The organism is Stenotrophomonas sp. STEN008, assembly GCF_056760435.1.
Genome location: NZ_JBRRET010000001.1, coordinates 14,824 through 29,151, shown reverse-complemented (window position 1 = coordinate 29,151; position 14,328 = coordinate 14,824). Strand labels below are relative to the sequence as shown.

Here is a 14,328-nt window from a genome sequence, read left to right as displayed (position 1 = left end):
CACGGTGGGACTCAGTGGGGGTGTTCCTCGGTCGCGTAGGGGTCATCCTCGCCGCTGCCCGGTGGCCGCAGCGTATAGCGCTTGTAGGTCCACTGGTACTGCGCCGGATCGCGGCGGGCGATGCGTTCGATCCCGGCGTTGAGGGCGGTGGCCGCAGTCTGCGGGTCCGGGTCGGCCACTGCGGGGTCGGCCGGCTCGACGTGCAGGGCGAATTCCATGTCCGGCCCAATGCGCTCGCACCAGCCATACAGGACGATGGCGCCGGTGCGTTCGGCCAGGCGGTTGACCAGGGTCATGGTCAGCGCCGGCACACCGAAGAACGGAACGAACACGCCGTCACCGGCCTTCGGCTGCTGGTCCGGCAGGATGCCGGTGGCGCCACCATCCTTGAGTACCTTGAACAACTGGCGCACCGCCGGGCCCTCGGCGCGCACCTGCTGCACGTTCTGGCCACCCCGCACCAGCTGCAGGAACGCGTCGCTGGCTTCATCCTCCGGCGGCTTGTAGACGATGGCGATCTGTCCGCGCGAGGCCAGCCACTGGTTCAGCAGCTCCCAGTTGCCGAAGTGCGGCGCGGCCACGATCACGCCCCTGCCGCTGGCCAGCGCCGCGTCATACAGCGCTTCACCTTGACGCTGCTTCAGGTGCAGGCGCAGGTTCTCGGCCGGCGGGCGGCTCCACAGGCGCAGGGTCTCGATGGCCTGCAGGGCGGTGGAGCGCAGCAGATCGCGATGCAGGCGCTCGCGCGCAACGGGGTCCAGATCCGGGTAGGCCAGCTCCAGGTTGCGGCGGGTGACGCGACTCTCACGGGCGTTGAGACGGATCCAGGCCCAGGCCAGGGCCTGCGCGACGCCGCGCAGCAGCGGCCAGGGCAGGCGCGTGAACAGGGTGGTGGCGCGATAGGCCAGCCGGGCTTTGCGTTGCGGGTTCATCCACGCAAGTTTAGCCAAGGGCGCTGCTATCGTGGCCGGCCCCCCGACCGGAAACCCACAGATGCTCGTCCTGATCCAACGCGTCAGCCAGGCCGCCGTCCACGTCGATGGCGAGGCCGTCGGCCAGATCGGCCCTGGCCTGCTGGCCCTGGTGGGGATGGAGCCGGGCGACACCGAGCCGCAGCTGCAGCGCATGGCCGAGCGCCTGCTGGGCTACCGGGTGTTTGCCGATGAAGCCGGGAAGATGAACCGCTCGCTGCGCGATACCGGCGGCGGCCTGCTGCTGGTCAGCCAGTTCACCCTGGCGGCCGACACCCGGTCGGGCATGCGCCCCAGCTTCACCACTGCGGCGCCGCCGGCCGAGGCTGAACGCGGGTTCAATCGATTTGTCGACATCTGCCGTGAAAATCACGCGCCAGGGGTGGAAACGGGCCGCTTTGGTGCCCATATGATCGTCAGCCTGGTCAATGATGGTCCCGTGACCTTCCTTCTCAGGCCCTGAAGCCGCCGGGACCACCGCCCGGCAGGCGGGGCCCCGGGCTGGTATAATGCTACGTTCCCTATTTCCTACCCAGCCGGTGGCGCGAGCACTACATGGCCAACGAACGTCCTGCCCAATCCGAAATCAAGCAACTGATCAGCAAGGGCCTGGAACAGGGCTACCTGACCTACGCCGAAGTCAATGACCATCTGCCGGACGACATGGTCGACCCGGAACAGATCGAAGACATCATCGGCATGATCAACGGCATGGGCATTGATGTCCATGAAGTTGCGCCGGATGTGGAGACTCTCCTCCTCAACGACGGCAACACCGGCAACCGCGAAGTCGACGACACCGCGGCCGAAGAAGCCGCTGCCGCGCTGAGCGCGCTCGACACCGAAGGTGGCCGTACCACCGACCCGGTGCGCATGTACATGCGCGAAATGGGTACTGTCGAGCTGCTGACCCGCGAAGGCGAAATCGCCATCGCCAAGCGCATCGAAGAAGGCCTGGGCCAGGTACAGGCCGCACTGGGCCAGTTCCCGGTGTCGGTCGAATCGCTGCTGTCCGATTACGAAGCCCACAAGGAAGGCAAGAAGCGCCTGGCCGAAGTGATCGTCGGCTTCAACGACCTGACCGACGAAGAGCCGGCTCCGCCGGCGGCCGCCGCCGATGACAGCGACGATGCCGACGCCGAAGCCGACGAGGACGAGGACGATGATGTCGACGGCGCCGATGAGGAAGCCGCACCGACCGGTCCGGACCCGGAGGAAGTCGCCGCGCGCATGCAGGCGCTGAGCGATGCCTTCAATGCCTTCAAGAAGGCCGCCGGCAAGGGCGACAAGAAGAACCTGCCGCGCCTGCGCGAAGAGATGTCGGCCGTGTTCGTCACCCTGAAGCTGCCGCTGCCGCTGACCGACGTGCTGACCAAGCAGCTGCGCGACACCATGGCCGAGATCAAGAGCCATGAGCGCCGCGTGCTGAACCTGGCCACCGTCACCGCGCGCATGCCGCGCAAGGATTTCATCCGCTCCTGGGAAGGCAACCAGACCAACCTGGAGTGGGTGGAAGACGCACTGAAGCGCAAGCAGAAGTGGTCGTCGGCGCTGCGTGAGGTGAAGGACCAGATCATTGCCGAACAGCAGGCCACGATCGACATCGAGAAGCTGACCCAGCTGGACCTGGAAGAGCTGAAGGAAATCAGCCGTGCCATGGCCTACGGTGAAGCCAAGGCGCGCAAGGCCAAGAAGGAGATGGTCGAGGCCAACCTGCGCCTGGTGATCTCGATCGCCAAGAAGTACACCAACCGTGGCCTGCAGTTCCTCGACCTGATCCAGGAAGGCAACATCGGCCTGATGAAGGCCGTGGACAAGTTCGAGTACCGCCGCGGCTACAAGTTCTCCACGTATGCGACCTGGTGGATCCGCCAGGCCATCACCCGCTCGATCGCCGACCAGGCGCGCACCATCCGTATTCCGGTGCACATGATCGAGACGATCAACAAGTTGAACCGCATTTCCCGCCAGATGCTCCAGCAGTACGGCCGCGAGGCCACGCCGGAGGAGCTGGCCAAGGAAATGGACATGCCGGAAGACAAGATCCGCAAGGTGATGAAGATCGCCAAGGAGCCGATCTCGATGGAAACCCCGATCGGCGACGACGAGGATTCCCATCTGGGCGACTTCATCGAGGACACCAATGTGGAGTCCCCGATCGAGAACACCACCAACATCAATCTGTCTGAAACCGTGCGTGACGTGCTGGCCGGCCTCACCCCGAGGGAAGCCAAGGTGCTGCGCATGCGCTTCGGCATCGACATGAACACCGACCACACGCTGGAAGAGGTCGGCAAGCAGTTCGACGTGACCCGCGAGCGCATCCGCCAGATCGAAGCAAAGGCGCTGCGCAAGCTGCGTCACCCGAGCCGCTCGGAACAGCTGCGCAGCTTCCTGGATATCGATTGATTCCAGCGGTTGTGTCGTGAACTGGAAAACCCCGCTTCGGCGGGGTTTTCCTTTTTTTTCGTAAATTAATTCGTAATTTAATTCGGATGGTGAAACCGCGCGACCCTATGGCAATCAATGGATTGTGTTGACCGGAGCCTTGCGCATCGCCTCACCATGTGGCAATAATACGTAAATTAACTCGTAACGATATTGGTGCATGGCCCGTCCCCGCACTCACCTGGTCAACGACCTGCTGGAGCGCCTGCCCCCCGGGCAGGTGGTGCCGGCGGCCGATCTTCTGGCGGGCCTTGGGATCACTCGCCCGACCCTGGGGCGGCTGGTCACCGACGCGGGAGGCGCGGTGGTGCGGCTGGGCCGCACCCGGGCCACTGCCTACGCCCAGCGCCAGGACACCCCCGCCGGCAGCGAATGGCCTCTCTTCCGCATGCGCGAAGATGGTCGTCTGGAAGAGCTGGGGCAGGTCGTGGCACTGCGCGGCGACACCTTCTACGTTCAGACGCAAGGGGATCGTCCGAATCTTGTCCGCCCGCCCGAGGGCGACATCATGGGTCACTTCCCGGGCCTGCCCTGGTATCTGGATGACCTGAGGCCACAGGGATTCCTGGGAAGAACGTTCGCCCACCGACGCGGACGTGAGCTTGGCCTCCCTGAGGACATCAACCGCTGGCAGCTTGGCGACACCCTTCAGGCGCTGGTGCGCGCAGGTGGTACCGATGTCGGCAATCTGCTGCTGGGCGGGGACGCGGTTTCGTCTGCTCTTGCGACGATGGACACACCGCCGGACCGCGTGCGCAGCGAGGATCGGCAGCAGCGCTATCCCGAATGGGCAACTGCTGCGCTGGAAGGCGAAGATGTCGGCTCCTCGCCCGGCGGCGAACAGCCCAAGTTCACCGCGACGGTCGAGCACGATGGCGGCCGCTATGCCGCGCTGGTGAAGTTCGCCCTGCCGGGCGCGGGGGAGGCTGCCGAGCGGTGGGCAGACCTGTTGGTCTGCGAGCATCTGGCGCTTGAGGTTCTGCGCGAGGCGGGTGTATCTGCAGCAGAATCGTCGCTCATCCAGACCGACAGCCACACCTTCCTGGAGGTGAAGCGGTTTGACCGCTCGCCGGGCACACTGGGACGGCGTGGATTCGTGTCGCTGTTGGCCCTGTCCTCGGCGTATGTGGGTGACGTAACCATGGATTGGGGGCAGGCGGGTGAGCAGTTGCTGGCGCAGCGGTGGATCCATCAGGAGACCGCAACCGCCCTGTCGCGGCTGCACGCCTTTGGGCAATTGATTGGCAATACCGATATGCATCAGGGCAACGTCGGCTTCCATCTGCTGGATCGCGGGGCGTTGCCGCTTGCCCCTGCCTACGACATGCTGCCGATGTCCCTGGCCCCCTCGCGAACCGGCGTTCTGCGGGCGACAACGCCGCTTCCCCCGGTCGCACCACGGCGCGCAGGCCAATTGGATCACCTGCACTGGGCGGCTCCGCTGGCGGTAGATTTCTGGGAGCGGGTAGCAGCGTCGGGCCTGCTGCGGTCCAAGGTGCTGCTGGAGGTGGCCGGACAGAATGCAGCTCGGGTCCGGGCCATGGGGAACCGTTTCGGCTGAGGCACGCTTCTGCGGCCGGTCGGTGGCGAGAGAAGGCCTGACTCAACTACACTTTCACGTTGCACGGGCCTATAGCTCAACGGTTAGAGCAGAGGACTCATAATCCTTTGGTTCCAGGTTCGAATCCTGGTGGGCCCACCATAAAGAGCAGGCACTTAGGCTCCCGCCCAAGTGTCTTTTTTGTGCCGCCGGGAGAATTGTCGGGAAAATTCAGCGCCTGCGCGGTGGTTTCACGACCGGCATGCCGTGATCGTAGCGGCCTGTCGTTGTTGGCGACTTGTGCCCGGCAGCGTCCTGCTTGTCGCCAAGGTTGCCCGCGGTGTCGGTAACGCCCCGGTGCTTGAGGCCATGCATCGAAAACCGCTCGCTTTCCTCAATCACGCCCTCGCTTATTGCCATACGGATGAACCGTTGCCAGGCACTGGACGTTGAAGATCGTGCGATAGGATTTCCCGTTTGCTCCACAAGCAGAAAACGCTTCTCAGGTCGGATAGGTATGGCGAAGTTCCGGCCGTCGCGGTTCCATATCGCATCACGCCGCGTCACCAGCGTCTCCCACGCTTCGGTCATTTCGCTGTTCCATTCTGTGATCGACGCACGCGAGCCTTTCCGTCGTTCGCCGTGCACGCCCTGGTCGAGGCGGTGAACGTCAGTCAGCGTGCAGACCTCGATGCCCCGCAGACGTGCGCTGAATGCCAGCACCATCGCTGGGGCGATGTAGGCGGGGCAGCTACCCTTTGTGTGAGGCGACCTGGCACCGCGCTCGCGGGCGAAGGCTAGCACCTTGGCGAATGCTTCGGACGTGGGCATTCTGTGTTCACGGGCCTCCTTCGCCTGACGAACACCTTGTGCGGGGTTGTGCTTGCAGTAGCCGTGCCGCAGGCGCCAAGCCAACGTGCGGCGCAGGTAACGGAACTGATGGTTCGCCTTGCTAGGAAAGCGGCGACACTCGCCGCAGTGAGCGACGATATCGAGGCGATGCCAATGGGCTACAGAACTCTGGCAGGCGACATGGGCTCCAGCCTGTCTGGAGGGCAGAAGCAGCGAGTGATCCTCGCTCGGGCGCTGTATCGCCGCCCTCGTCTGCTGGTGCTGGATGAGGCAACCAGCCATCTGGACCTCGAGTGTGTGCGGCGCGTCAATGCGGCCGTGAAGATGTCGAGCATGACCCGGGTGGTGATCGCCCATCGGATGGAGACAATACAAAGTGCAGACGAACGGTTCGAGATAAACCACCGGGAGGGCTGAGTAATGCTGAGTCTGAGGCTTCAAGGAAGTGGCTGTGGACGGTGTGATATGCGCGAAACTGCCGGCAAGGCTTTCATTCGACTGGTGCCAATAGCTCCAAAGCCGTGGGCGCTGTTGGCAACCTTGCTCATGTGGGCACTGCTCACGGCAAACGCGTGGGCCGGGAAGCGTGATTGCCTCGCGTCCGGCCTTGAGGTCGACATAGCCATGTCAAAGGCGACTTTGCGAGTGACCTCGCGGGGTACGCCCAAACTCAACCTGCAGGAGTGGCAAGCGTCGAAGAGCGCCCGCTCGGACGAACACGCCTATACCCTGGATATCAGCAGGAGTCTGCTTCCCGAGGGAAGAAAGTATCCGCTAATCATCAGGTTGGCGCCCTCAACTGTCGCGATCAACCTCCGGCCCCTCATCAATCCTGAAGATCCGCAGTATGAACGCCTATGTGGCGATATCGATTCAGGAGCCTCACAGCACCCGGCAAACTCTCCGGTGACGGCGTTCGAAGGCTACGCATTCTTCAGCGATGGGCGGCCAGTACCCGTTCCAACGATGCTGGCGGATCAAGGCGTGCCACAGGCGTTCAGGAGCCAGTATCAGGATTGGCTGGAGAAGGCCCAGAAGTTCTATAGGCGCGCCCTCGGACCTGAGCGGCATAGCGTGAGCTCTGTAATCTTCTTGATTGAGCAGGGCGCCAATACCCAGCAGGGCTGCCACTTCAGCGGAAGCTCATTGCCCGGACTGCTGCTGATTGGCCTTCGCGCGGGTTGCCTGGACACCTCAAAAGGCTTTCCAAAAGACTTGTCTCACTTCATTGCTCATGAAGCATTTCATCAGTGGAATCAAGATGTGCAGATGATGGAGTCACTCCCGCAGGAAAGCAGAATCATGCTGCTCGAGGGCGGGGCAGAAATGGCAGCGAGCTTGTTTCTGTCGGAGGAGACTGGGAGCAAGGAGCAAGGGATCACGCGTGACGTAGGCGCAGCTGCAGAGTCATGTATCGACCAGGCAGAGCACAAGAAGCGACCATTGAACGACCTGATCAGTGAGGGCGAGTATCAACTCGCTTACTCCTGCGGGATGGTCTACACGTTCCTCAACCTCGTCCGGACAGATTCTGATCCAGCAGCTTCTCTGGGAACGTTCTGGAAAAGTACCCTGCAGGAGAACTCCTCGTCTCGTTTCAATGAACGCACCGACTTAAATGAGGCATTCGGTGCGCGATCGTCGGTGCAGAACGCCATGATCGAACTTCTAGCCCAGAATGGCTACGTGCTTCGCGAAACGATCAGCGGCTTGAGCAAGGACCAGCAGTTCCGCATTGCCGCCGAACTGATGCGAGAGGTTTCACGCAACGACTGCCAAGGGAACTACGGCCTGTTTACCGGTGGCGGAGTGATTGTGCTTGATCCCGAGGTGAAGACCTGTAGCTCTCTGACGCCTGGGGGAAAACCCGCGGCAATAGATGGGTTTGATTTTAAAGAGCATGTGTTGGACGCTCGATCTGCATGGATTTCAGCTTGCCGGAATGGAGGAGCAGTGAGCATCGACTACTCCGACAACTCTGCGAAACCGTCGATCGTGTCGTGCCAATCCCCCCCAAGATCCCTATACACGCCGTTTCATCTTTCCCGAATCACGCCTATGGGGCAACCATGATCGACGTAGTCAACAGCAACGCATCTTCCCCGATTCAGAAGCTACATGAGCTGCAGGTCATCATCAAGATCGAGCGCTGCAACCTCGCTTGCAGCTACTGTTAGTACTTCTTCATGGGCGATGATTCCTACAAGGACCGCGATCCAATCATGAAGCCTGGCAAATTCTCAGCCGTCGCTGATTACATCAAGCGTGGCGTCGAGGATCTAGGCATCAGGAATGTAAACATCGTCTTCCACGGCGGGGAGCCCACCCTGATGAGGGATCTCGATTTCAGGGGACTGGTTTCTGCTCTGTATGAGACGTTGGCCCCCATATGCGGGTTGAGTCTTGGCATACAGACAAATGGATATCACCTTACGGCCGAGTGGGAAGATCTGATTTCAGAGTTCAGTATTGCCGTGGGCATTAGTTTTGATGGTCCAGCCGAGTACAACGATAGATTCCGGGTAACCCATAAAGGGAAGGGATCGCATGAGAAGATCGCGCGCACGGTTGGGCGGCTTCACGAGCTGGAGACCGAGCGAAAGATCAGTGCTATCGGCGTACTGAGTGTGCTTGGACGCGACATCCCGATTGAAGAGACATTTGACCACTTTGTTGAGGAGCTCAAGTTCCGTCATATGGGGTTCCTATTGCCGGACAGGAGTCATGATGATCCATTCGTCGATGGAGAGACCCCAGGCGAGTACGGAGATCTGAATTTCGCCCGCATTCCCAGCATATCTACCTGATGACCGTGGTGCCCCGCGACCATGGCCAGACAGGCTGGCCCACATTCAGCGGTTTCTGCCTGCAGGATCAATGGCGTTTCGCGACCCCATCCAAAACGGAGTTCGGTCCAGACGTCCGCTCGCGAATGTCGATCGGGGCGCCTCTGCTCTGCAGATGCGGAGGCATCAGCCATTGGGATTTTCCTCAAGCACACGTCTCTGGATGCCAAAAAGCGGCTCAAACAACCATTCGAAAATCAAATACAACGACTGGCGGTTTTGAGTGCATTGGATTTGAGTCGCCGCGGTTCTGCGCTGGTTCTGGGAAGCATCGCGCGGGCAGATCTGATGGTTGCGGGCAGGCTTCTGGCAGCCCGTCTCAATGGGGAATGTGGCGGGAGCTGAGTGCATGCAACGGTCTCTTTCATCCCGACCCCGGTCGGATGGGCGGCCTCCCTTGAGTGGCCGCCCCCACTAGTGACCTCGTCGGCGCGAAAGGGAGCATCGCGCCTTGGCATGAAGCTGGAGAGGCGTTGCGCGCTCCCTAGGAGCTAGCCCGGTACTGGCTCTCGCGCAGTGTCGGGCGAAACAGCGTTCTTTGCCTTCGATTTGGCATTCTTGGAGACTGCGCGGCGTATGCGCTGCTGGGCGTCCTTCACCTTCTCTCCGTCCAGGACCTCGCGCTTCAGAATCTCATTGTTGAGAAGCTCGACAACTGCTTCCGACTCGATCTTCAGTTCCGGGAAAAGACGGCGAAGCTCCCGGCGGATGACAGAAACGACCGGCTCACCGAGAACAACCTGCGCAACCGTGAATTTGTTGAGTACGGAGATGTGCTGGTGATACAGGCCCATTGCGTCAGAGGTGATTCCTTCTCTGCAGAGCAGGAACAATTTTCGCTGGTCTTCTTCGTTCTTCAGGTTGACATCTGCTATGCAGAACGATGAGACGAGTTCGTACTCGATGGGTTGGCCGAACTTGATTCTGTAGAGGCGCCATTCCAGAGCGTTGGTGAGCACGATCCACTCGATGCCCTCGTGGGCACCATAGTTGATGGCCTGGCGTAGATGTGTCTCGTTCAGCGAGATTGCTGCTGCTTTCACTTCGATCAGAACTCTGATCTTGCCATCGATTTTTACCGCCAGGTCGCAGAACGTTCCCCTGATCTGCTGCTCGCTAGTCAGTTCGTTGTACTTGTCGTAACCGAAGATGTCGGCAAGCATGTCCTTGACCAGAGTCACCGTATCGGCTTCAGACACATCCTTGGTCTTGTGGGAAATGGCGACCGAGACCAGCGACCTTACCGTTGTGGGCCACCTGTCCGAGACCTTCTTTGGAATCTTCAGCACATCCATGCTCCTTCCCGTTGTCGTCTGCGGATACTGATGCTTTGACCAGTCCCGCGCAATGGATTGCAAGGGGCCTGGGTACATCTGCTGCCGCCCAGGATGATCCTGCACCGATTCAATAGCATCTTGAAGAACGGAGTCTGGAATAGGAGCCGGGCACTGCTTCAGGGGCCCCCGAGGATGACGAGATCGTCCTGACGCCTACGGAATGCATCTGCCTGATGAGGGACGATACGGCTGTGGCCATTAGTCCATTGGGCTTGGTTCGGAGGCAACTCACAGGCCTATTCAAAGCGAATCAAGATGTGAGTCAAAGATCAGGGAGGGGGCATATTTCTTTTAAATTCAATGAGATGGTCGGATTTTGTGAGTGCTGCGCCCACCCCATCCTCAGCGCGACCGCACCTCTGTCTGCTTCCCTTCTTCGAATGGCCCTTGATCCAGAAGACAGTCGATGAAGGCGCCCAGCAGGGCGGGTCGATGCTGCCGGCTCGGGTAGTAGAGGAACAGCCCGGGGCGTGAGATCGACCAGTCCGACAGGACCCTGACCAGCCGCCCCTGGGCCAGCAGTTCGCCTACGCCGTCCTGCTCGAAGTGATAGGCAATGCCGAGCCCACCCAGCGCAGCAGCAATGCCGACGTCAGCGTGATTGGTGATGACAGGGCCATCGACGGCTACATCGAGCCGATGCCCCTGCTTCTCGAACTCCCAGCGATAGTGCCTGCCATCCATCTCGAGTCGCCAGTTGATGCACGCGTGCTCGTGCAGCTCGGCCGGCGAGGTGGGGGTGCCTCGACGTGAGAGGTAGTCGGGCGATGCCACCGCCATCATCTTCATGTCGGGAGTGAGGCGGACGGCCACCATGTCCTTTTCCAGCTGGCCGCCGACGCGGATGCCTGCATCAAAGCGGCCCCGGACGATATCGGCCAGCGCATCGTCGACCACGATGTCGAGCACGACATCAGGATGCGCGCGATGGAAGCGCGCAAGCCGTGGGGCGATGACCGTCCTTGCCGCGATGCCCAGCGTGTTGATGCGCAGCGTGCCGCTCATCCGCCCCGTCGCCTCACCGGCATCCGCCACTGCAGCAGCCATCTCCCGGAACAGCGGGGCGATGCGCCTGTAGAGCAGTTCGCCCGTTGCCGAGGGTGCGACGCTGCGCGTGGTGCGATTCAGAAGGCGGGCGCCGATGCGACCTTCGAGCTGGCGGATCGTCTGGCTCAGCGCCGAAGGCGACAGGCCAAGATGCTCTGCGGCTCGCGCAAAACTCTGACGCTCCACGACGGCAACAAAGGCCCTGAGTTCAGCAAAGTCGGATCCGCGCATTATGTACTCGTTTCTAAAGAGCCCATCCGGATTCTAGGATATTCAATAAATTAGCCTGGGTGAGCATCCTACGGGCCATCCACCCGAGGAGACAGAAACGTGAGCGCCTTGACCCTTCCCGAGCCCATTGCGGCGTACTTCGCGGCAGAGCAGAACCCGGACGCCTTGACGCAGTGCTTCACGGCACACGCGGTGATGAAGGACGACGGACATACCTACGTGGGCATCGATGCCATCAAGGCGTTCATGGCCGAGGCAACGGCCCGGTACCACGCGACGAGTGTGCCGTTTGCCATCGAGCGGCAGGACGACATCCACAGGGTGCAGGCCGACGTCACTGGTGACTTTCCCGGCAGCCCGACGGTTCTGACGTACCGCTTTCGACTGGAGCGTGGCCGGATCGCATCGCTGGAGATCACGGCATGAACTTCGACCTTCAACTGAAGGACCTGAGGGCAGTGGTCACAGGAGGAACGCTGGGACTGGGGGCTGCCGTTGTGAAAACCCTGGCGGAGGCCGGAGCGCGCGTGACGACGTCCGCGCGTACCATTCCCACCCAGACGCGCGAGGGCGTCACCTACGTCGCTGCCGACCTGTCGACCGCGGAAGGCACGGATCACCTTGCGCAGGCCGTCCTCCGGCAGTGGGGAGGTGTGGACATCGTGATCAATGTGCTCGGAGGCTCGAACACGCCCGGTGGTGGCTTCGCTGCCATTAGCGATGCGCACTGGTTCGCCGAGCTGAACCTGAATCTCATGTCCGCGGTGCGCCTGGACCGTGCACTGCTGCCTGCGATGCTGCACCAGGGTTCGGGTGTGGTGATCCATGTCAGCTCGATCCAGCGCGTGCTGCCGCTGCCGGAGTCCACCACTGCGTACGCTGCGGCAAAGGGCGCTCTCACCACGTACAGCAAGTCGCTTGCCAGAGAGGTGACACCCAAGGGAGTGCGCGTACTGAGCGTTGCGCCGGGCTGGATCGAGACCGAGGCGTCCGTGGCGTTCGCGGCGAGGATGGCCGCAGAGGCCGGAACGGATTACGAAGGTGGCAGGAAGATCGTGATGGATTGGCTGGGCGGGATTCCGGTGGGTCGACCTGCCAAGCCACAGGAGGTGGCCGACCTGATCGCTTTCCTGGCCTCCCCGCGCTCCGCGTCGATCGCAGGGACGGAGTATCGGATCGATGGGGGTACGGTCCCCACCGTGTGATGGACGGGCTTGGCGTCGGCCACCCTTATTGGATCGCTGATGCGCTCCGGCTGACCGGCCCGGGTGCTGTCGGCAGCCGCTCGAAGGCAACGATCCGGCGCGAGAGCCATGGCCAGAACATCCGCCTGCGCAACAGCAGGCCGCGCACCTCATCCAGGCTTGCATGGAGCAGGCCGATGCGGTGCGCCAGCTCCTCCAGCGTACTGTCGGGCAGGCGCGCGAAGCCCTCCTGCTCGATATGCCAGTTGTCGGCGTACTCGATCAGCTGCACGCAGCGCATCTCCAGATGGATACGTGCGTGGATCACATCCCAGTCGATCAGCTCGTGCGTTGGAATCTGACGCAGCGAGTTGAGCATGTCCATGCCGCAGGTGCGGTGGTAGCGATACAGCTGTGTGTCGCCGGATCGATCCGTGGCCAGCTTCGCCGCCTGCAGGAACTGGAAGAGGGTGATGCCGCACAGTGTCAGCGAGGTGGTGATGCGGCGCTGGGTCTGCGCGCGGGACATCTGCCAGGGCACATAGATGGCAGCGAAGCCGATCACCACTGCCACCAGCACCTGTGACCAGTCCGCCCATTCGCCGACCGGCAGGCAGGGACGGCCGATGATCCAGGGGCAGAAGGTATCCACCGTGTCGCTCATGCAGGACCTTGCGCGTTGCCGATCTGGAGCACCACGTAATCACAGGCTCGCCGATGCAGGCAAGGCAGGGGGCCGCAACCGGCGCGGTGTCGGGCGCCGGCGCAGATCGCGAAGGCGGGGGAGCGGTGAAAAACGACACGCTGCCACCCCCGTCAGCCTCAGATGGACGAGCGTGCCCTCATCCGCGACGCCGGCGACCATCGATGCTGTAGCGGCCGGCGCCGGTGCAGGCCAGCAGAATGAAGCCACCGGCGATGCCCATGTTCTTCAGGAACATGATCTGCTGGGTGGGATCGTTGAACTGGTGATGGAAGATGAAGGCGGTCACCAGGCTGAAGGCGGCCAGGACCGCGGCGACCAGACGGGTCTGGAAGCCCAGCAGGATGCACAGGCCGGTAATGATCTCGAACGCGATGGTTGGCCACAGCAGGATGCCGGGCACGCCCATCGTCTCCATGTAGCTCTGTGTGCCGGCCAGGTTGCCGAGTTTGCCAAGGCCGGAGACCAGGAACAGCAGCATCAGCAGTACGCGTGCAACGAGTATGGCAAGGGGAGGCGATGAGTGGTTCACGTCGATATCCTCAGGCGGAGACAGGCAGGGTGGCCGTGCGCGAGGGCACAGGAGATGGGCCGATCGGACTCCAGAGCCGGTGAAGCCCGCGTTGAGAGCATTCCGCGCACAGGGATGCGGGGTGGGGTCATACGGCGCGTTTCACGCTACCCTGCGCGGGTCCGGAGACGAAGGAGGCACAGGATGGCAGACGATGGCGGCATGACGATTCCAGCGAAGATCCTGTACATCGCAGGCGCCGTGGCTGTGCTGGTGAGCCTGCTGGCGTGGTCGGTGGAGTGGAGCGGGCTGGCCTACGTCTGTCCCTATTGCCGTGTGCAGCGCACGGTCATCGGCGTGCTGGGGGTGCTGACCCTGTTCGCGCGGCCCGGCGGCATCGTCGTGCCCTGGCTCTCCTTCTCCGCGGGAGGCTTCGCGTTCGTGGTGGCGGCGATGCAGCACTTCAACGGCTGGAAGCGCATTTCCTCAGGCAGCTTCAGCTTCAACGCGCAGTGGTACATCGACCCGTGGTTGCTGTCGGGATGCGCGATGCTGATCCTGGTCGCGCAGTTGATGCTGGTGCAGGCGGCCTGTCGGCGCAGCGCGCGCTGAAGCCACCGCCGGCGTCTGCCGGCGGCGGCCTACATTGCATTCCGTG

15 protein-coding genes, 1 tRNA gene and 1 pseudogene are annotated in these 14,328 nt (G+C 62.1%); 10 read left to right on the top strand and 7 right to left on the bottom strand.

Annotated features, from left to right (window positions below):
- Window positions 1-11 precede the first annotated feature (11 nt).
- On the bottom strand, window positions 12-932 hold the full coding sequence (locus ACVOME_RS00190) for a lauroyl acyltransferase (protein ID WP_065181594.1): 921 nt from the start codon (window positions 930-932) through the stop codon (window positions 12-14).
- 61 nt (window positions 933-993) lie between these two features.
- Between ACVOME_RS00190 and dtd the strand changes: the two genes are divergently transcribed.
- The 4 genes from dtd to ACVOME_RS00170 all read left to right on the top strand — a co-directional run bounded on the left by dtd (window position 994) and on the right by ACVOME_RS00170 (window position 5,121).
- Complete coding sequence (gene dtd / locus ACVOME_RS00185) at window positions 994-1,434, top strand: D-aminoacyl-tRNA deacylase (protein ID WP_053517128.1); 441 nt, start codon at window positions 994-996, stop codon at window positions 1,432-1,434.
- A gap of 92 nt (window positions 1,435-1,526) precedes the next feature.
- A complete protein-coding gene (rpoD, locus tag ACVOME_RS00180; RefSeq protein ID WP_053517130.1) occupies window positions 1,527-3,380 on the top strand; it encodes an RNA polymerase sigma factor RpoD in 1,854 nt (617 codons plus the stop codon).
- Between the two features lie 199 nt (window positions 3,381-3,579).
- Complete coding sequence (gene yjjJ, locus ACVOME_RS00175) at window positions 3,580-4,980, top strand: type II toxin-antitoxin system HipA family toxin YjjJ (protein ID WP_481504575.1); 1,401 nt, start codon at window positions 3,580-3,582, stop codon at window positions 4,978-4,980.
- Between the two features lie 65 nt (window positions 4,981-5,045).
- Window positions 5,046-5,121, top strand: a tRNA-Ile gene (locus ACVOME_RS00170).
- A gap of 69 nt (window positions 5,122-5,190) precedes the next feature.
- On the opposite strand, the gene ACVOME_RS00165 is transcribed toward ACVOME_RS00170, so the two are convergent.
- Window positions 5,191-5,685, bottom strand: coding sequence for a site-specific integrase (locus ACVOME_RS00165; RefSeq protein ID WP_065181630.1), 495 nt, complete (start codon window positions 5,683-5,685; stop codon window positions 5,191-5,193).
- A 234-nt stretch (window positions 5,686-5,919) separates the two neighbouring features.
- Between ACVOME_RS00165 and ACVOME_RS00160 the strand changes: the two are divergent.
- The 3 genes and pseudogenes from ACVOME_RS00160 to ACVOME_RS00150 form a co-directional block, all read left to right on the top strand.
- Window positions 5,920-6,228 (top strand): annotated as a pseudogene (locus tag ACVOME_RS00160) (ATP-binding cassette domain-containing protein); the annotation flags it as partial.
- A gap of 48 nt (window positions 6,229-6,276) precedes the next feature.
- Entirely contained in the window at window positions 6,277-7,884 is a 1,608-nt protein-coding gene (locus ACVOME_RS00155) for a hypothetical protein (RefSeq protein WP_065181596.1), read from the top strand.
- Between the two features lie 113 nt (window positions 7,885-7,997).
- A complete protein-coding gene (locus ACVOME_RS00150; RefSeq protein WP_065181597.1) occupies window positions 7,998-8,618 on the top strand; it encodes a radical SAM protein in 621 nt (206 codons plus the stop codon).
- On the opposite strand, the gene ACVOME_RS00145 is transcribed toward ACVOME_RS00150, so the two are convergent.
- From ACVOME_RS00145 to ACVOME_RS00135, 3 genes are all read right to left on the bottom strand, one after another.
- Window positions 8,534-8,791: a cysteine peptidase family C39 domain-containing protein gene (locus ACVOME_RS00145; RefSeq protein WP_197600690.1), complete on the bottom strand. Its 258-nt coding sequence runs from the start codon at window positions 8,789-8,791 to the stop codon at window positions 8,534-8,536. The two genes, ACVOME_RS00150 and ACVOME_RS00145, sit on opposite strands and share 85 nt — an antisense overlap.
- A gap of 357 nt (window positions 8,792-9,148) precedes the next feature.
- Window positions 9,149-9,952, bottom strand: a complete 804-nt coding sequence (locus tag ACVOME_RS00140; protein WP_196768732.1) for a type I restriction enzyme HsdR N-terminal domain-containing protein — start codon at window positions 9,950-9,952, stop codon at window positions 9,149-9,151.
- A 384-nt stretch (window positions 9,953-10,336) separates the two neighbouring features.
- Complete coding sequence (locus tag ACVOME_RS00135; protein ID WP_197600688.1) at window positions 10,337-11,272, bottom strand: LysR family transcriptional regulator; 936 nt, start codon at window positions 11,270-11,272, stop codon at window positions 10,337-10,339.
- A gap of 99 nt (window positions 11,273-11,371) precedes the next feature.
- On the opposite strand from ACVOME_RS00135, the gene ACVOME_RS00130 reads away from it, so the two are divergent.
- Together ACVOME_RS00130 and ACVOME_RS00125 are read left to right on the top strand one after the other, a co-directional pair.
- Window positions 11,372-11,698, top strand: coding sequence for a nuclear transport factor 2 family protein (locus ACVOME_RS00130; RefSeq protein WP_065174462.1), 327 nt, complete (start codon window positions 11,372-11,374; stop codon window positions 11,696-11,698).
- The gene (locus ACVOME_RS00125; RefSeq protein WP_197600687.1) at window positions 11,695-12,477 is read left to right on the top strand and encodes an SDR family oxidoreductase; all 783 of its coding nucleotides are present in this window, start codon (window positions 11,695-11,697) and stop codon (window positions 12,475-12,477) included. The genes ACVOME_RS00130 and ACVOME_RS00125 overlap by 4 nt, the downstream gene beginning before the upstream one ends.
- 25 nt (window positions 12,478-12,502) lie before the next feature.
- Here ACVOME_RS00125 and ACVOME_RS00120 read toward each other — a convergent pair whose 3' ends face one another.
- Window positions 12,503-13,120, bottom strand: a complete 618-nt coding sequence (locus ACVOME_RS00120) for a hypothetical protein (RefSeq protein ID WP_197600686.1) — start codon at window positions 13,118-13,120, stop codon at window positions 12,503-12,505.
- A 178-nt stretch (window positions 13,121-13,298) separates the two neighbouring features.
- Entirely contained in the window at window positions 13,299-13,691 is a 393-nt protein-coding gene (locus tag ACVOME_RS00115) for a DoxX family protein (protein WP_065174465.1), read from the bottom strand.
- Window positions 13,692-13,874: 183 nt separating this feature from the next.
- On the opposite strand from ACVOME_RS00115, the gene ACVOME_RS00110 reads away from it, so the two are divergent.
- A complete protein-coding gene (locus tag ACVOME_RS00110) occupies window positions 13,875-14,282 on the top strand; it encodes a hypothetical protein (RefSeq protein ID WP_065181602.1) in 408 nt (135 codons plus the stop codon).
- Window positions 14,283-14,328 lie beyond the last annotated feature (46 nt).